Annotated in this window: 16 protein-coding genes and 2 pseudogenes; 15 read left to right on the forward strand and 3 right to left on the reverse strand. The window is 72.7% G+C overall.

Translation table 11 applies throughout. From position 1 onward, the window contains the following. Positions 1–8: 8 nt before the first annotated feature. Entirely contained in the window at positions 9–614 is a 606-nt protein-coding gene (locus tag ACIPSJ_RS10835; RefSeq protein ID WP_401345097.1) for an RDD family protein, read from the reverse strand. Positions 615–843: 229 nt separating this feature from the next. Between ACIPSJ_RS10835 and ACIPSJ_RS10840 the strand changes: the two genes are divergently transcribed. The 8 genes from ACIPSJ_RS10840 (at position 844) to ACIPSJ_RS10875 (ending at position 9,046) form a co-directional block, all read left to right on the forward strand. After that, complete coding sequence (locus ACIPSJ_RS10840; protein ID WP_359215298.1) at positions 844–1,698, forward strand: bifunctional methylenetetrahydrofolate dehydrogenase/methenyltetrahydrofolate cyclohydrolase; 855 nt, start codon at positions 844–846, stop codon at positions 1,696–1,698. After that, positions 1,688–2,095, forward strand: coding sequence for a DUF3017 domain-containing protein (locus tag ACIPSJ_RS10845; protein WP_355711180.1), 408 nt, complete (start codon positions 1,688–1,690; stop codon positions 2,093–2,095). Before ACIPSJ_RS10840 ends, ACIPSJ_RS10845 begins: the two co-directional genes overlap by 11 nt. Before the next feature lie 266 nt (positions 2,096–2,361). Further along, entirely contained in the window at positions 2,362–3,525 is a 1,164-nt protein-coding gene (locus tag ACIPSJ_RS10850; protein ID WP_401345100.1) for a sensor histidine kinase, read from the forward strand. Then, on the forward strand, positions 3,522–4,199 hold the full coding sequence (locus ACIPSJ_RS10855; protein ID WP_355711178.1) for a response regulator transcription factor: 678 nt from the start codon (positions 3,522–3,524) through the stop codon (positions 4,197–4,199). Before ACIPSJ_RS10850 ends, ACIPSJ_RS10855 begins: the two co-directional genes overlap by 4 nt. A 234-nt stretch (positions 4,200–4,433) precedes the next feature. Beyond that, a complete protein-coding gene (locus ACIPSJ_RS10860; protein WP_401345102.1) occupies positions 4,434–4,895 on the forward strand; it encodes a helix-turn-helix domain-containing protein in 462 nt (153 codons plus the stop codon). A gap of 331 nt (positions 4,896–5,226) precedes the next feature. After that, on the forward strand, positions 5,227–6,267 hold the full coding sequence (locus ACIPSJ_RS10865; protein ID WP_401345104.1) for a DUF2690 domain-containing protein: 1,041 nt from the start codon (positions 5,227–5,229) through the stop codon (positions 6,265–6,267). 317 nt (positions 6,268–6,584) lie between these two features. Next, a complete protein-coding gene (locus ACIPSJ_RS10870) occupies positions 6,585–7,574 on the forward strand; it encodes a malate dehydrogenase (protein WP_359215308.1) in 990 nt (329 codons plus the stop codon). A 251-nt stretch (positions 7,575–7,825) separates the two neighbouring features. Further along, positions 7,826–9,046, forward strand: a complete 1,221-nt coding sequence (locus ACIPSJ_RS10875; RefSeq protein WP_401345106.1) for a hypothetical protein — start codon at positions 7,826–7,828, stop codon at positions 9,044–9,046. 3 nt (positions 9,047–9,049) lie between these two features. On the opposite strand, the gene ACIPSJ_RS10880 is transcribed toward ACIPSJ_RS10875, so the two are convergent. Next, positions 9,050–9,736, reverse strand: coding sequence for a siderophore-interacting protein (locus tag ACIPSJ_RS10880; protein ID WP_398942851.1), 687 nt, complete (start codon positions 9,734–9,736; stop codon positions 9,050–9,052). A 38-nt stretch (positions 9,737–9,774) separates the two neighbouring features. Continuing rightward, positions 9,775–10,125, reverse strand: a pseudogene (locus tag ACIPSJ_RS10885) (MFS transporter); the annotation flags it as partial. A gap of 1 nt (position 10,126) precedes the next feature. On the opposite strand from ACIPSJ_RS10885, the pseudogene ACIPSJ_RS10890 reads away from it, so the two are divergent. The 7 genes and pseudogenes from ACIPSJ_RS10890 to ACIPSJ_RS10920 form a co-directional block, all read left to right on the forward strand. Further along, positions 10,127–10,738: pseudogene (locus ACIPSJ_RS10890) on the forward strand (LysR substrate-binding domain-containing protein); the annotation flags it as partial. 10 nt (positions 10,739–10,748) lie between these two features. Further along, complete coding sequence (locus tag ACIPSJ_RS10895) at positions 10,749–11,309, forward strand: DinB family protein (protein ID WP_401345108.1); 561 nt, start codon at positions 10,749–10,751, stop codon at positions 11,307–11,309. Between the two features lie 110 nt (positions 11,310–11,419). Next, positions 11,420–13,174 carry a hypothetical protein gene (locus ACIPSJ_RS10900; RefSeq protein WP_401345110.1) on the forward strand — a complete coding sequence of 585 codons (1,755 nt, stop codon included), beginning with the start codon at positions 11,420–11,422 and terminating at the stop codon, positions 13,172–13,174. Next, positions 13,164–13,514: a hypothetical protein gene (locus ACIPSJ_RS10905; RefSeq protein WP_359215327.1), complete on the forward strand. Its 351-nt coding sequence runs from the start codon at positions 13,164–13,166 to the stop codon at positions 13,512–13,514. The genes ACIPSJ_RS10900 and ACIPSJ_RS10905 overlap by 11 nt, the downstream gene beginning before the upstream one ends. Before the next feature lie 565 nt (positions 13,515–14,079). After that, on the forward strand, positions 14,080–14,763 hold the full coding sequence (locus tag ACIPSJ_RS10910; RefSeq protein WP_401345113.1) for a hypothetical protein: 684 nt from the start codon (positions 14,080–14,082) through the stop codon (positions 14,761–14,763). 369 nt (positions 14,764–15,132) lie between these two features. Continuing rightward, positions 15,133–15,855 carry a DUF2637 domain-containing protein gene (locus ACIPSJ_RS10915; RefSeq protein ID WP_398942844.1) on the forward strand — a complete coding sequence of 241 codons (723 nt, stop codon included), beginning with the start codon at positions 15,133–15,135 and terminating at the stop codon, positions 15,853–15,855. A 172-nt stretch (positions 15,856–16,027) separates the two neighbouring features. Beyond that, positions 16,028–17,539, forward strand: a complete 1,512-nt coding sequence (locus ACIPSJ_RS10920; RefSeq protein WP_401345115.1) for an aldehyde dehydrogenase family protein — start codon at positions 16,028–16,030, stop codon at positions 17,537–17,539. Positions 17,540–17,542 lie beyond the last annotated feature (3 nt).

Consider the following 17,542-nt stretch of genomic DNA (forward strand, 5'->3'; position numbering starts at 1 on the left):
GCGTTCGCTCAGTTGCTGCGGATGACGATGGTGCTGCAGACCTTGTCGGCGAACGTCTGGCGCTTGGCGTCCCACGCCGGCCACAGCCAGCCCAGGTAGCAGGCGATGCTGTCCAGGAAGTGGGCGATACGGCGCACGAAGGCCATGCCGACGCCGATCGGCTGGCCGGTGGCCTCCTTGACCAGGCGGATGCCCAGCGCCTTCTTGCCGACCGTCTGACCGGTGCGGCCCTCCATGATCAGCTGCCAGATCGCGAGGCCGAGCAGTGCGATACCGCCGATGGCCACCAGAGCGGGGGTGTCCTTGCCGGCGATCACCAGGATGTACGGCACCAGGAAGACGAGGCCGTCGACGAGGGTGCCGAGGACGCGCTGACCCCAGTTCGCGTACGGCGGCGTCGCGCCGTAGCCCTGGGGCGGGTAGCCGTAGCCGGGCTGGCCCTGCTGCGGGTAGCCCGGCTGCTGCGGGTAGCCGTAGCCCTGCTGCGGGGGCACGCCCTGCGGGGCCTGCTGGTAGCCGGGCTGGCCCTGCTGCGGGTAGCCGTAGCCGGGCTGGCCCTGCTGCGGGTTCTGCGGCTGCTGACCGTAGGGGTTGTTGGGCGAGCCGAAACTCATGGCGGTCTTCCTCCGTTGGACCTGCGGGGACGACGCGGACAAGCACGGAGGTACGTCATGATCTGAGCGGTTTGCCCCCCACCGGACCGCGATACTGCGCCGTTCATCGTCAAGTACGGGCGAGGTGTTGTCCAGTCCGATTAGCGAGGTGTTGTGCAAGTGCAACATCATTGATCATGACCGCACACCCGACTGGAACCGGGAGACCGGGATCCGCGAGGATGGAGCCATGACCGCCCAGATTCTCGATGGCAAGGCCACCGCAGCCGCGATCAAGTCCGATCTGACCGTCCGCGTGGCGGCGCTGAAGGAGAAGGGCGTCACGCCCGGCCTCGGCACGATCCTCGTCGGGGACGACCCCGGCAGCCAGAAGTACGTCGCGGGCAAGCACCGCGACTGCGCACAGGTCGGCATCGCCTCCATCCAGCGCGAGCTCCCGGCCACCGCGACCCAGGAGGAGATCGAGGCCGTCGTCCGCGAACTCAACGACGACCCCGCCTGCACCGGCTACATCGTCCAGCTCCCGCTGCCCAAGGGCATCGACGAGAACCGCATCCTGGAGCTGATGGACCCGCACAAGGACGCGGACGGGCTGCACCCGACGAACCTCGGCCGGCTGGTCCTCGGCGAGCCCGCGCCGCTGCCCTGCACCCCCAACGGCGTGCTCACCCTGCTGCGCCGCCACGGCGTGGAGATCAAGGGCGCCGAGGTCGTGGTCGTCGGCCGCGGTGTGACCATCGGCCGCCCGATGCCGCTGCTGCTCACCCGGCGCAGCGAGAACGCGACGGTCACGCAGTGCCACACCGGCACCCGCGACCTCGCCTCGCACCTCAAGCGCGCCGACATCATCGTCGCCGCCGCCGGCTCCCCGCACCTGATCCGCCCCGAGGACGTCAAGCCGGGCGCCGCCGTCCTCGACGTCGGTGTCTCCCGCAACGCCGACGGCAAGATCGTCGGCGACGTGCACCCCGGGGTCGCCGAGGTCGCCGGGTGGATCTCCCCGAACCCCGGCGGTGTCGGGCCGATGACCCGGGCCCAGCTGCTCGTCAACGTGGTCGAGGCGGCGGAGCGCAGTGTCGGCTGACGGGCGTCGTACGACGCGACGGTTCCCGCTGTTCACCCGGGACACGGCACGGCCCGAGGGCGGCGGCCGGGCCGCGTCCGGGGACCTCCCGGCGCCGGCGCGGCAGTGGCCCATCCTGGTGGTGCTGGGGACCGTCGCGGTGGGGTTGCTGCTGACCTCCCTGGACCAGTTCCGGGTGGGGGCGCTGCTGATCGGGGCGGCGCTGCTCGCCGGGGCGGTGATGCGGTGGATACTGCCGAGCGTGGGCATGCTGGCGGTCCGGTCGCGGTTCACGGACATCGCGACGTACGGGGTGCTGGGGCTGGCGATCGTGCTGCTGGCGTTGATGGCGCAGCCGAAGCCGTGGCTGGTGATCCCCTACTTGAAGGACACGCTGCACTTCACGATGAAGAGCTAGGGGTTCGTGGTCGGCTGCGGGCCGGTGGGGGCTGGTCGCGCCCACGCGGCGGTAGCCGCACATCAGATACAGCCCCGCGCCCCTTCGGGGCGCTGAAGATGGCGTGGCCCGCACCTCCCCCGGTGGGTGCGGGCCTGCTTCCCCCGGATCGAAGGTAGGGGGTCGGGCGCGGGGGTGAATCCCACCCGAGGTGGAAACCCGTACAACTTCCGCAGTACTCCCGGCGGTTGACTCGGTGGTCCGGAGCCCGGCGTTACGCTGCGGCGATGCGACCGCGCACTCCGCCCCCGCTCGTCGTCGACACGTTGATCGCGTGCGCGACGCTCGTGACGGCCGTGCTGCTGGGGCGGGAGTCGGCCGCGCAGGGCTGGCCGCCGCTCGACGCCCGCGGGTACGCACTGGTCGGAGTGGCGCAGCTGCCGGTGGCCCTGCGCGGGCGGTGGCCGCTCGGGGTGTTCGCCGTCGTGCAGGGGGCCGCGATCGTCTATGTCGGACTCGGCTACTGGCCCGTGGTGAGCACCTTCGGCTCCATGCTGGCGCTGTACACGGTCGCCTCGGTGCGGCCGGTACGGGTCGCCGTCGGCTGCGCGGTGTGCATGACCGGGGTGTGGGTGTACGCCGGGATCGTCACCGACCACTCCTCGATGGCGTCCGTCGTCATGCAGGCGCTGCTGTACTCCTCGGTGCTGCTCTGGTTCGGGCATCTCGCGCAGCGGTCCGCCACGCTCACCCGGCATCTGCGGGCCGAGCAGGCCGAGCGGGCACGGCGGGCGGTCGCCGAGGAACGCGGGCGGATAGCACGGGAGTTGCACGATGTCGTCGCCCACCACATGTCGGTGATCTCCGTGCAGGCGGGGCTCGCCCGGTTCGTCTTCGAGTCGGATCCGGGCAAGGCGCGCGGGGCGCTCGGCACCATCGCCGGCACCAGCGGCGAGGCACTGGAGGAGCTGCGGCGCATGCTCCAGGTGCTCAGGGACGAGGATCCGCAGGCCGCCGAGCGGGCCCCGATGCCGACCCTGGAGCGGCTGGCCGAACTCGTCGAGAGGGTGCGGTCCGGCGGACTGTCCGTGGACCTCGCGGTCGAGGGGGAGCCGCGGCCCCTGCCGCCCGGTGTCGAACTGTGCGCCTACCGCGTCGCCCAGGAGGCGCTCACCAACGTCCTCAAGCACGCCGGTCCCGCGCACGCGCGCGTGCTGCTGCGGTACGGGGCCGGCGAGCTGACCGTGTCCGTCCTCGACGACGGAGAGGGGGTGAATCCGGACAGAGTGCGAACGGGCGCCGGACACGGCTTGATTGGCATGCGGGAGCGGGCCAAGCTCTACGGCGGGACGATCAGCGTCGGCCCACGCCCCGAGGGCGGCTTCGCGGTCCAGCTGACCCTGCCGACCTCGGCCACACTCGCACGGCGGGGGGACGACCGTACCGGATGACCAGAGTGCTCGTGGTCGACGACCAGTTCCTCATCCGCGCGGGCCTGGTGGGGCTGCTGGAGGCCGCGCCCGGGTTCGAGGTGGCCGGTGAGGCCGGGGACGGGGCACAGGCCGTGCGGCTGGCCGCCGAGACCCGGCCCGACGTCGTCCTCATGGACATCCGGATGCCCGGCCTGAACGGCATCGAGGCCACCGAACGCATCCTCGCGCAGGCCGTCGCCCCCGCGCCCCGCATCCTGGTGCTCACCACCTTCGACCTCGACGAGTACGTGTACGGGGCGCTGCGCGCCGGCGCCTCGGGGTTCCTGCTCAAGGACTCCGGGCCGGAGCGGCTGCTGGCCGCCGTCAGAGCGGTGGACGGCGGTGACGCCCTGTTCGCGCCCAGTGTCACCCGGCGCCTGGTCGAGGCCTACGCCCGGCAGCGCGGCTCCCGCCCCGGCACCGGCCCGCCGCCCGACCTGGAGGTGCTGACCTCCCGCGAGGTCGAGGTCCTCAAGCTCACCGCGCGCGGACTGTCCAACCTGGAGATCGCCGACCGCCTCTACATCAGCGAGGCGACCGTGAAGACCCACCTCAACCGCACCATGACCAAGCTCGACCTGGGCAGCCGGGCCCAGGCGGTGGTGGTGGCCTACGAGACGGGGCTGGTGACCCCGGGCGGCCCGGCGGGCTGAACCGTACGGCGGCCCATCCCCTCCCCCGAGCAGGACGGACCGCCGTCGGGATTCAGCCTTCCCACCGGGCGGGACCTGTTCAACGGCTGTCCGACGGCTGTGGCACAGAGGTGACAGTTCCGCTACGGACCGCCCGCACTGCCACAACCTGCGGGAACCGTCCACCCGCCGCCCGTCGTCACCCGCTCTGAACTGGCAACGAACTGGCAACGGGCAACGCCGTGGAGGTGCGCGATGGGCGGCTGGCAGCCGCTGCCGGAGGAACTCCCGGCGGAGGTGCGGCACTTCGTGGAGCAGCTGCGGCTCCTCAAGGACGACACCGGACTCAGCCTGGTCTCGCTGGGCGCCCGGACCGCGTACAGCAAGTCCTCCTGGCAGCGCTACCTCAACGCCGTGCAGCCGCCGCCGCGCCAGGCCGTCGTCGCGCTGTGCCGGGTCGCGGGCCTGGCCGGCGCGGACGCCGAACGGCACGCGGTGCGCTGGGAACTGGCCGTCCAGGCCTGGCCGCGCCCGGCGAGCGCGGCGGAGCGGCCGCCGGGCGCGGAGGAGTACGAGGACGATCCGACCCTGCCCTGGTGGGACCGCCCGGAGCAGGAACCGGCCGCCCGCCCGCACGGGCGTCTGCTGCTCTCCGCGGTCCTGCTGCTGCTCGTGCTGCTCCTGGTGACGGTTGTCGGAGCTGTGCTTCTGGGGTGAGCTGTGCACCCTGTGACCTGCGAGGTCACGGCTCGATGACCGGTGTGTCGATGTGTTGACAAGTTCGCGGATATGTCACGAAGCCGACCCACAAGCGGGCTAACGTGTCCAATCGGGACGAGCTGAGGGCCTGTTGGACCGCACGGCGGTCGGCGTGCGACGGTGCACGCGGGCGGGTCAATGCTCCAGTGCGCCCCCTGTCCGGGGACTGGGTTCCGGGGTCGCCGCATCCCGGTGGGTAGCCAGACGGGGACCCGCGCGGGGGCACCACGCGCAAGGGGAAACGCGGGGGAACACACGGCACCGAACCGGGGGAATGAGGGGGGAAGCAATGCCTCGTTGGAAAGCCCTGCCGGACGAACTCGATCCGCAGGTCAAGGAGTTCACGACGCAGCTGCGGCGGCTCGTGGACCGCAGCGGGCTGAGCGTCGCGGCACTGTCCGACCGCACGGGCTACAGCAGGACGTCCTGGGAGCGGTACCTGGGCGGCCGCCTGCTGGCACCCAAGGGCGCGATCGTGGCGCTCGCCGAGGTCACCGGCACCGATCCCGTCCATCTGACGACCATGTGGGAGCTGGCCGAACGGGCCTGGAGCCGTTCGGAACAGCGCCACGACATGACCATGGAGGCGATCCGGATCTCCCAGGCGCGGGCCGCGCTGGGCGAGTTCGGGGCGCCGCCGGCCGCCACCGCGGCCCCCGCGGGCGGCAAGGCGCCGCGCCGGGCGGGCAGCGCCGTGGCGACACCGGGGATCGCCGGGCCCGCGGGCGTCTCGCCCACCATCCCGCCGCAGCCGACCGCGCCCGACGCGAACCGCCGGGAGGGGACGGGCTCCCGGGGGCCGGCCGCGCCCCCGCCGCCCGCCGCGCCCGGCGGCGGCAGGCGACGGCTCACCATGTTCCTCGCGGGGGTCGTCGGCGTGGCCGTCGTCGTCGCCGCGGTCTTCTTCCTCACCGGCAACGACGGCGGCGGGAAGAAGAACCAGGGCAACGGCGCCTCGGCCACCCCCTCCACCAGCGTCAGCAGCGACCTCCCGGCCGGGGTGAAGTGCGCGGGCGCCGGCTGCACCGGCAAGGACGCGGAGGCCATGGGGTGCAGCGGCGACCTCGTGACCACCGCGAAGACCGTCACGGTCGGCGCGACCACCCTGGAGGTCCGCTACAGCAGGACCTGCGGTGCCGCCTGGGGCCGGATCACCGGCGCCGCCCGGGGCGACGCGGTCCGGGTCACCGCCGGCACCACCACGGAACGCGGCGACATCACCGCCGTCGGCGACACGATCGCCTACACGCCGATGGTCGCGGTCAAGGACGCGGCGGAGGCGAAGGCCTGCGCGACGCTGGCCTCGGGACAGACGGGCTGCACGACGTAGGGACGAGAAAGTCGCGGTGTCCGGGGAATGCCGTCCCGTTTCCCGGGCACGCGAAACGTATCCCCCCACGGGAGTCCGGATACCGGCACCCCCGAGCGGCGGCCGCCTCGTCCCACCTCTCCCGGACAGGCGGCCGCCCCTTGTCCGGGGCGCGTTTGTGGGGTGAGCCACACCCACCCCTCCACATCCGGCCTCCGGAATGCGCGATAGCCTGACCGGTGGATCTCTTGATGCCAAGAGATCGATCATTTGTACGTCCGCACCCCAGGGCACCCAGGGCAAGGACGCCCACCGCCAGCTGTCATACGGAGAACGCCATGACCCGCACTCCCGTGAACGTCACCGTCACCGGCGCGGCCGGCCAGATCGGTTACGCCCTGCTCTTCCGCATCGCCTCCGGCCAGCTGCTCGGCGCGGACGTGCCGGTCCGGCTCCGCCTCCTGGAGATCACCCCCGCGCTCAAGGCCGCCGAGGGCACCGCCATGGAGCTCGACGACTGCGCCTTCCCGCTCCTGGCGGGCATCGACATCTCCGACGACCCGAACGTCGCGTTCGACGGCGCCAACGTGGCCCTCCTGGTCGGCGCCCGCCCCCGCACCAAGGGCATGGAGCGCGGTGACCTCCTGGAGGCCAACGGCGGCATCTTCAAGCCCCAGGGCAAGGCCATCAACGACCACGCCGCGGACGACATCAAGGTCCTGGTCGTCGGCAACCCCGCCAACACCAACGCGCTGATCGCCCAGGCCGCCGCGCCGGACGTACCGGCCGAGCGCTTCACCGCGATGACCCGCCTCGACCACAACCGCGCGCTGACCCAGCTCGCGAAGAAGACGGGCTCGACGGTCGCCGACATCAAGCGCCTGACCATCTGGGGCAACCACTCCGCCACCCAGTACCCCGACATCTTCCACGCGACCGTCGCCGGCAAGAACGCCGCCGAGGTCGTCAGCGACGAGAAGTGGCTGGCCGAGGAGTTCATCCCGACCGTCGCCAAGCGCGGCGCGGCCATCATCGAGGCCCGCGGCGCCTCCTCCGCGGCCTCCGCCGCCAACGCCGCCATCGACCACGTCCACACCTGGGTCAACGGCACCGCCGACGGCGACTGGACCTCCATGGGCATCCCCTCGGACGGCTCCTACGGCGTCCCGGAGGGCCTGATCTCCTCCTTCCCGGTCACCACCAAGGACGGCGTCTACGAGATCGTCCAGGGCCTGGAGATCAGCGAGTTCTCCCGCGCCCGCATCGACGCCTCGGTGCAGGAGCTGGCGGAGGAGCGCGACGCGGTCCGCGCCCTCGGCCTCATCTGAGCCACCCCGCGGCTCACGGGCCCCGATCCGGTTTCGTCCGGAACGGGGCCCGTTCCCGTTTCCGCCGCTACCGTCGAAAGAGCCATACGGTGCGGTGGATCGGGGGATTCGCGATGAGCGGACGCGGCGACGGGAACGGCGGGGAAGGCCCGGAGGGCCAAGGGCGCCCGGAGGCCACGGCGGTCCCGGGAGAACCGGAATCGGCGGGGCGCCGACAAGCCCCGGGGTCACAGGACCGGGACCGGGGCCGGGTGGATTTCTCGAAGCGGCCGGAGCCGGCGGACCACCCCGAGACGGCCCACCACCGGGAAGTCCCGCGTGGGCCGGAGGGGGCGGAGCGCCGGGAGTTCGGGAACGGGGCGGAGATGCCGGAGCCGGCGGACCGGCCCGGGGCGGACTGGCGCCGGGAGGCCGCGCGTGGGCCGGAGGGGGCGGAGGGGCGGCCGGGTGTCCCCGAGTGGCCGAGACCGTTTGAGTGGCCGAGACCGCAGGGGCGGCCGGAGATCTCCGGGGGCGGTCAGGAGGGGTACGGCGCCGGGCGTGAGCCCAGTGTGGAGGGCGGGCGGCCGGTCTGGTCGCCGACCCCGACCGAGCCCGCCGCGCTGCCGCCGCTGCCGGCCGGGTTCTCGACGCCGGCGGCGCCGGAGCGGCCGCACGGCTACACCCCGCCGCCCTGGTCGTCGGCCCCCACCTCGCCGGGCCACCGCCTCGCGCCGACGCCTCCGCCGGCCGGGCATGTTCCGGGCCGCCGCCGGACCGGTGGTCGTACGGCCGCCGCCGTACTCGCCTTCGTGCTGGTCGCCGTGGGCGCCGGGGCGGGGGTCTGGTATCTCGGCCGGGACCACGGCAGCAAGGGCAGCGGCGCCGGGGCCGTCCCGTCCGCGAGTGTCAGTGCGAAGTCCTCGGCCTCGACGGCGAGTTCGTCACCCTCGGCCTCCTCGGCCTCCTCGGCCTCCTCGTCTCCCGGGGCCACGCCGACGCCCACCACGGCCGGTTCCTCCGCCGCCGCCTCCGCCCCCTCCGGCTACCGCGTCGCGCACGACCCCGTCGGCTACACCCTCGACGTCCCCCAGGGCTGGACCCGGCGGCAGAAGCAGGGCGAGAAGGCGCCGGTGGTGTACTACGACTCCCCGTCAGACGGACGGCAGTTGCAGATCTTCGCGCTCTCGGAGGCCACCCCCGCCGAGTCCCTCGACCTCGCCGAGAACGACCCGGGGTACGGGTACGCGAAGCAGCCCGGCTACCGAGCCGAGGACCGCGCCTCGGGCGACACCTGGGCCGAGCTGTCGTATCGCTACGACGACTCGGACCGGGGCGCCCGCCAGGTCATCGACCATCGCTTCAGGGCCGCTGACGGCACGCTGTACGCGATCCGCTCCAGCGGCCCCGAGAGCCTCGCGGCCGGTCTGGTGCGGGGGCCGTCGACCATCGCGGTCGAGTCCTTCTGCCCGACGGACGCCGGGTGTTCCTGAGCGTCATTCCATCCCCTTCTTCCCCGGTGTCCAGAACGGCTTGGTGAGCACCGCCCGGCGGTCCCACCCCGCCTCCTGGACCAGTACCTTCCGTACCGCCTGCACGTCCCGGGCCTCCCCGGCGACATACGCGATCCCGCCGGGTTCGGGGGCGAGCCGTCGTACCGCCTCCGGCAGCGAGGTCTCGCCCCGGAGCACCCAGTCGAGGCGCTCGGCGTGGGCGAGGGGGAGGCGGTCCGCGGCGGTCGCCGTCTCCACGCAGCCGGAGACCGCGGCCTCCTCGGGCAGGGCCGCCAGCATCGCGCCGAAGGCGGCCGAGGCCGTCTCGTCGCCGACGAAGACATGGTGGGAGGCCTCGGGGCGGAGCGTGAAGCCGCCCTCCGGCCTGCGCAGCCGGACCTGCTCGCCCGGCCCGACGGTACGGCCCCACCGGGCGCCCGGCCCGTCCTCGGAGTGGTCCAGCACGCACAACTCGACGACACCGGACGGGTCGTAGTGCCAGACGGAGTACGTACGCAGGGTCAGCCCGGTCACCAGGACCCGGACCTGCTGGCCCGGCCGGACGTCGAGGCCGGCGAGCTGGTCGCCGTCGACGCGCAGGCGGCGCATCCGGGCGGTGATCTGTTCGGCCTCGGTGACCGTGCCGCGCAGGGTCAGCAGATCGAGGACGGGGGTCAGCAGTGCGGGCATGGGGGCTCCTCGACGGGCCGTACGGTGGAGGGAGTTGCTCAGTCGCCGATGGAACGCGATAGTACGCGTTTCTTGCCGGACGCGATAGTGCGCGTTCGGGTGTCACGACCGTATCCGGCCACCACGAGCGCCGTCGCCGCGAGCACCAGCAGCGCGACCGTGCGCAGCGCCGGGCCCATGCCGGAGGCGAGGCCGGTGTGGGCGGACAGGATGGTGCCGGTGACCGCGACCCCGAGGGCCGCGCCGGTCTCCCGGGCGGTGGTGCCGAGTCCGGAGCCGAGGCCCGCCCGGTGCGGCGGCAGCGAGGTGACCACGCCGAGAGTCAGGGCCGGCATGGACAGGCCGGTGCCGGCCGAGATGACCAGCAGCCAGCAGGCGTACGCCCAGTACGACGCGATCGCCGCCCCGCTGGGCGCCCCGCTGTTCGCGCGGGCCGCCGAGGAGGCGCCCGGCATCCGCGTCCGCTTCCTCGCCGAGAGCCACGTCGACGCGCCGTTCCTGCGGCAGGGCACCGCCGACCTGGAGATCGGGGTGATCGACACCTCCTTGCCCGAGGTGCGGGTCGAGCACCTCAAGGAGGACCTCATGCGCGGGGTCGTACGGGCCGGACACCCGCTCCTGGAAGGCGCGTTGACGCCCGAGCGGTTCGCGACCGCGGGCGGTCACCTGACCGTCTCGCGGCGCGGCAAGCTGCGCGGCCCGGTGGACGACGCCCTGGCCGGACTCGGCCTGGAACGACGGGTGGTGGGCAGCGTCGGCACCTTCCCCGCCTCCCTCTTCGTGCTCCGCGACTCCGACCTGATCGGCCTGATCAGCTCCTGGAGCGTGCCGCTGGCCACCGCGCTCGGCCTGGTCACCTTCGAGGTGCCGCTCGACCTCCCGCCGCTCCCCCTCGGCCTGGCCTGGCACCCGCGCCACGACGCCGACCCGGCGCACGCCTGGCTGCGGCGCCGCGTCCGGGAGTTGCTGCTGGGCGAGGGCGTTGTCAGTGGCGGGTCGTAGCCTTCGGGGCATGACTGACGACACCCGATCCGCCGTGTGGTGGGAACCGCCCGTCGCGGGCAGCGAGCTCGACACCCTGATCGGCTCCCTGGAGCGGCAGCGGCGCACCTTCGCCTGGAAGAGCGAGGGCCTGGACGCGGCGGCGCTCGGCCGGCGGCTGGCGCCCTCCGCCCTCACCCTCGGCGGGCTGCTGAAGCACCTCGCCCTGGTGGAGGACCAGTACTTCACCGTGCGGCTGACCGGGGAGCGACTCCCCGCGCCGTGGGACGCGGTGGACTGGGACGCCGAGCCGGACTGGGAGTGGAGGTCGGCCGCCGCCGACGGCGCCGAGGAGCTGTACGGGCTGTGGGAGGCGGCGGTGGCCCGGTCCCGCGCGCACATACGCGCCGCGGCCGCCGAGGGGGACGGCGGACTCCTGATCGCGTACACGTCCCGCAGCGGTGCGCGGCCCAGCCTGCGCCGGCTGCTGACCGACATGATCGAGGAGTACGCCCGGCACGTCGGGCAGGCCGACCTGATCCGGGAGTCGATCGACGGGCGCGTGGGGGAGGACCCGCCGGCCGACTTCTGACCAGCGGCGGCTTCGGTGAATTCCGTATCGCCGGTCACGGCCGTCCCCCTATGCTGATGGTTTGTCAACTCGACGTCCAACAACGCACTTCACACGCATCGGGGGATGGCGTGAGCACTGCTTACGTGCCGCAACAGCCACAGCCGGGGGTGCCCGCCGGGGCACCGCCCGCACAGCCGCCCACCCCGCCGTGGGCCAGCGAGGCGACCCGGCTGCTGTGCGCGGGTACCTATCTGGACTCCGGTTACCGGGACCGGGTCATCGAGGAACTCCACCTCAACGAACAGCGGATCGCGGCGCCCTCGCTGGGCTTCGACGCGGCCCGGGTCCTCGCCCACGCCCTGCGCGCCCGCCGCCAGGAGCTGCTCTGGGCCGCCGCGATCGTCGGGCTGTGGCTGGTCGGGCTGCCGCTCAGCGGCTGGCTGCTCGGGTTCTTCCTGCTGCCCGGCATCGCGCTCGCCGTCGCCCCCTGGATCCGGGGGTTCACCGTCCTTCCGCCGATGTACCGGATGATCGGCGCCTTCCTGGTCCGCTGGTGGGGCCGGGTGTTCTTCACGGCCGCCCTGGCCCTCACCCTGGTCCTCGCGTTCGGCGGCGGCTCGGACGACAGCTCGTCCTACGACCCGTACAGCTCCTCCTACGGCTCCGGCTACTCCTCCGGCTCGACCGGCGTCGGCGATCTGCTGGCCCCGGGCCTCGGCGACGTCGGCGGCCTGGCGAAGCCCTGGCACGCCTGGTTCGCGCTCGCCGTGCTGGCCGGTATAGCCCTGTGCGGACACGCGCAGCGCACCCAGTTCAGCCGGGCGCTGGCCGCCGAACTCTCATCGCAGCGCTTCCCGGACGCGGCGAACGACCCCGCCGAGAAGGTCGAGAACCCGCGCTTCCAGCGGCTCAAGCAGCGCATCCGGATCGAGCAGCACGCCCCGCTGATCATGTACAACGAGGCGGATCCGTTCTGCGGGGCCGGGGCCGCGTACAGCACCTGGGTGCTCGCCGTCGAGCTCAAGCGCGACGAGCTGAGGAAGGAGCAGCAGCCGATCGGCAACCGGGCGGTCCTGGAGAAGGTCCGCCCCCTGCTGGAACAGCTGCGCGTCCCCGCCGAGTACGCCGGACCCGGTGTCCGGGACCGGCTGCGCCAGCTGGAGATCGACGAGTGCGTGTTCCTGCCGGCCGAGGGGCTGCCCGCCCGCGACCAGGCGCCGTACACCCCGCAGGCCTTCGAGGAGCACCGGGCGCGGGCGGTGGAGGAGGGCGCCGAGAAGCGCCGGCACTTCCTGCGCATCCGCGTCGGCGGCTGGGAGGAGGAGGTCGTCGTCACGGTGTTCGTGCGGATCCACACCCAGGGCCGGATGCTCGTGCTGGAGATCGCGCCGCACGTGCTGACGCCGGTCCGCGCGGACTTCAAGGAGGCCGACCGCACCGCCCACCGCTACCGGAACAACAACTGGGCCGGGAAGACGGCCGCCGCGATCGTCCTGGTCCCCGGCTCCGTGGGCCGTTCGCTGGCCCAGCTCGGCCGGGGCGCGGTGTACCTGTGGCGGCTGCTGACCGGCGGCCACGCGGGCGCGCTGCCGGAGGGGCCGGCGCTGTCCGTGCGCGAGCTGGGCTCGGTGGAGGTCGGCTCGCACTTCCAGGAGATGGACGTCGCCCGCTATCTGCGCAGCGTCCAGGACCGGGTGGGGAACGGCGTGCGGGCCGCGCTCGCCGAAGCCGGTTACGAGACCGGCGAGTTCGTCCAGAAGATCGTCAACGTCAGCAACGACGTGAGCATCGGCCGGGTCGAGGGTTCCACGTTCGCGATCGGTACCCAGGCCTCCGCCACCAGCGTCTCGCAGCAGAAGGGGTCCGACAGCAATGGCAAGTGACGAGCCGCAGGTCACCTTGGGGAACGTCTCCGGGAGCACGTTCGCCATCGGCAGCCACGCGCACGCCGAGAGCCACCACCACGGCGCCTCCGGCTCCCAGGCCGACGCCGAACTCCTCGCCGCCGTACGGGAGTTGCGCGCCGACCTGGCGCGGGTGCGGGGCACCGAGCAGACGGCCGCGCTGGACACGGCGCTCGCCGAGACCGAGGACGAGATCACCGGCACCGGCCAGGCGGGCCCCACCCGCCGGCAACGCCTGCGCGAACTCCTCACCGACTCCCAGGCCCTGCTGAGCGTCCTCGCCTCGGCGGGCGCCCTGGCCGGCCTGCTGGGCATGTGAGAGGCAGACCATGACCAACGGGGGACCACACCACTGGAACGAGGACACCCAACGCTGGGAAACCACCACCCACCCCACCCCACGACCCCCCTCCTCCCCACAGCCTCCGCCGGACACGAGGGCTTGGCCGACACCGCCACCGGCACCGAGCGCGCCCGCTGTCCCGACCTCGGATCCGGGGTCGGCTGAGCCCGTGGCGACAGCTTCGGCCCCTGCCCCTGTGCCGGTCCCTGCCCCCTCGCCGCCCTCCGCCCCCGCATCGGGTTCGGGTTCGGGGCGGGAGTGGTGGGCGGATGCGGGGAGTGGCTGGGCGGGGGGTGGGCAGTCGGGGGCGGTGCCGATGCCTGCGGCCGGGGGATCGGTGGACGCTTCGGTGCCCGGGGCGTTCGTGCCCGCTCAGTCGGCCGGGGGAGTGTCCATAGGCCATTCGGCCGGGGTGGCGCCCATGGGGCCGGGTTGGACTCCGCCGCCCGGTGAGGCGTCTCGGGTGGTGGGGGCCGGGTGGTGGGCCGGGCGTCGGTTGTTGTGGTCCGGGGTGGTGGGGGTCGCTGTTGTCGGTGTGGCGGTGAGTCTGGTGCTGACGCTGGTGGTCGGGGACGGGGGAGACGGGGACAAGCCCGCGAGGGCTGCCGCCACCGTCAGCCCGAGTTCCAGCTCCGGCTCCGGGGCCGGCCCCGGTTCCAGTACTGGTTCGGGCTCCGGTGGGAGTTCCTCCGCGCAGCCCACGGAGAGCGGATCGCCGTCGGCCTCCGCGCCCCCTGCCGGGTACGGGCTGCGGGAGGACATCGAGGGGTTCCGGATCGCGGTTCCCGAGGGCTGGTCGCGTTCCGCGGTGAAGTCCCAGTTCGGCATGGCCGTGGTCAGTTACCGCAGCCCCGACCGGGAGCACCGGCTGCAGGTCTACCAGGTCGCGGAGGAGTCCCCGGAGGCGTCCTTCGAGCTCTACCTCTCCGACGGGACCCCCAAGCCGGACGGGTTCCAGGAGCTCGGCCTGACCCGCCTCGACGACGGCCCGTTCACCGGCTCCCGGCTGGAGTACCTGGCCGACCGGATCGACGGCGAGCCGGACGTCGGCACCTGGCATGTGATCGACGAGCGGTTCGTCGCGCAGGACGGCAGGATCTACGCCGTCGCCTCCTACGGCCCCGACGCCGACGGCCGCGACGACGAGCTGGCCCAGGTCACGACCGCGGTGGACTGGTTCTGCCCGCCGGACACGCAGTGTGACGACGATCCCGCCGTCGACTGAGTGCGGTCACATCGTCATTCCTTTAGTTTCGATATTCACGGAATGTAACCGCCCGCATATTCACAATTTCCTCAATTGTGCCCCGCCGGGTATTCAATAGCTTCTCGTGTGGGTGACCTGAATTCCCCCGAACGCCCCAAATCCTGACCCGTGTGGCCGTCGTTAGGTGACCGTGACGCGATTGGACTGGCACCCGACGGAAGATCACCCGACGACCGTGCTCCGCTGGTCCGGAAGTATGGATATCACCTCATGCTCGGACCTGCTCGATGATTTCCTGAAGAGAATCAACGTGATGGAAAATGAATATCGACGGACGCTGGCGGATCTGTACAGGGCGTTCTGAGGCGGGCTGCGGAGGTTTTACCGATGGACGGGATTCAGCATGACACCGGTCTCTACGACCCCACTGGTCTCTATGACCACACCGGTCGGTACGACCACGGCGGCCTCTACGAGCACCCGGGTCTCTACGACCACGCCTGGGGAGCCCCCGAGCCGGATGTCACGCCGAGTGACTGGGATCCGGTCGAGGAACTGGCCCAGATACTGTCCGCACCGACCGGAGTGACCGCGGCCACCACCCTGCTGGACGTGCCGGCCCGGCGCAGGAGCAACCGCCGCCGGGTCCGCCACGACTCCCATCTGCTCGACGGGGGCCGGCGCGTCACGCACATCACGCTGCTGATCGCGGCGGTCTCGCTGTGCGCGGTGTCCATGCTCGGCTGGTCCGTCTGCTACTCGTACGGGCAGCTGCGCGGGATCGCCTCGTCGATCCTGCCCCCGGGGCTGGCGCAGTACTGGCCGCTGACGGTGTACGGGCCGTGGTTCGTGGCGGCGCTCTCCGTCGTGCGGGCCACCGCTCAGCGCCGGAGCGCGCGGCGGTCCTGGTGTGTGGTGCTGGCCGCCTCCGTGATGGCGGTGGTGCTGTGCGTCAGCCACTCCGCGCATGCGCTGATCTCGTTAGTGATCTTCGGGATTCCGCCGGTCACCGCCCTGGTGTGCTTCTGGGAGCTCGTCGGCCAGATCTCGGCCAAGAGCCGCCCCCGGCACGCCACGCAGGCCGAGCCCTCGAGCGCCCCGACGCCGTGACGACCTTTCCCGAGCCTTTTGTCCTGCTTTGACCGACTGTTCAGTGATGCAGCGCACTTTCGGCCATCGATTGCGCATGCAATCCGCGGCCGAGGGCAGGCGGTGACGGTCCCCGAGTGTGACCTCAAGGTCACACAGGGGCACCGAACAGGAACGGAAGGCAATACCGATCATGGCGGACAGAGCGGAACGAGCGACCATCCATGCCGGAGGAGAGTGGCTGGCAGCCGCCTCCGGCGCGACGCGCGAGATCATCGACCCCGCGGACGGCCTGCCCTTCGCCGTGGTCGCCGAGGGCGACGAGAAGGACGCCGAGACGGCGGTGGCCGCCGCCCGGCGCGCCTTCGACACCGGTGACTGGCCCCGCACCCCCGTCGCCGAGCGCGCCGCCCTGCTCCGCCGACTGGCCGGCCTGCTCGTACGCGACCGCGAAGAGCTGGGGCTCCTGGAGAGCCGGGACGCGGGCAAGACCGCCGAGGAGGGCCGTGTCGACATCGACTGCGTCGCCGACGCCTTCCGCTACTTCGCCGACCTGGTGGCGGCGGAGGGCGCGGGCCGCGTGGTCGACGCGGGCTCGGCCGACGTCCACAGCGTCGTCGTACAGGAGCCGGTCGGTGTGTGCGCGCTCATCACGCCCTGGAACTACCCGCTGCTCCAGGCGAGCTGGAAGATCGCTCCGGCGCTCGCGGCCGGCAACACCTTCGTGGTCAAGCCGAGCGAGATCACCCCGCTGACGACGATCGCGCTGATCGAGCTGCTGGCGGAGGCCGGACTGCCCGCCGGGGTGGCGAACCTCGTCACCGGCCCCGGGCACACCGTGGGCGCCCGGCTCGCCGAACACCCCGACGTCGACCTGGTCTCCTTCACCGGCGGCCTGGTCAGCGGCGTCAAGGTCGCCCAGGCCGCCGCGCCCACCGTCAAGAAGGTCGCCCTCGAACTCGGCGGCAAGAACCCCAACGTCGTCTTCGCCGACGCCTGCGCCACCCCGGAGGGCTTCGACACCGCCGTCGACCAGGCCCTCAACGCCGCGTTCATCCACAGCGGCCAGGTCTGCTCGGCCGGTGCCCGGCTGATCGTCGAGGAGCCGCTGCGGGAGCGGTTCGTGGCCGAACTGGCCCGCCGGGCGGCGCGGATCCGCCTCGGCCGGGGCACGGCGGACGGCGTCGAGTGCGGCCCGCTGGTCTCCGAGCAGCAGCGCGCGAAGGTCGAGGCGTACGTCGCGTCGGCGCTGGCGGAGGGCGCGGTGCTGCGCTCCGGCGGCAGGCGCCCCGAGCCGTCCGCCGACCGCCCGTCCGGCGGCTACTTCTACGAGCCGACCGTCCTCGACCAGTGCCACCGGGAGATGAGGGTCGTCCGCGAGGAGGTCTTCGGCCCGGTCCTCACCGTCGAGACCTTCCGCACCGAGGACGAGGCGGTCGCCCTCGCCAACGACACCGAGTACGGCCTCGCGGGCGCGGTCTGGAGCGCCGACGCGGGACGCGCCCGCCGGGTGGCCGGCCGACTGCGGCACGGCACGGTCTGGATCAACGACTTCCACCCCTACCTCCCGCAGGCGGAGTGGGGCGGCTTCGGGAAGAGCGGGACCGGCCGCGAGCTGGGCCCCGCCGGACTCGCCGAGTACCGCGAGACCAAGCACGTCTACCAGAACCTCGCGCCGAGTCCGGTGCGCTGGTTCGCCGGCTGACCG

Origin of the sequence: Streptomyces sp. NPDC090088, from assembly GCF_044747345.1 — a bacterium.
In the GTDB taxonomy this organism is placed as follows: Bacteria; Actinomycetota; Actinomycetes; order Streptomycetales; family Streptomycetaceae; genus Streptomyces.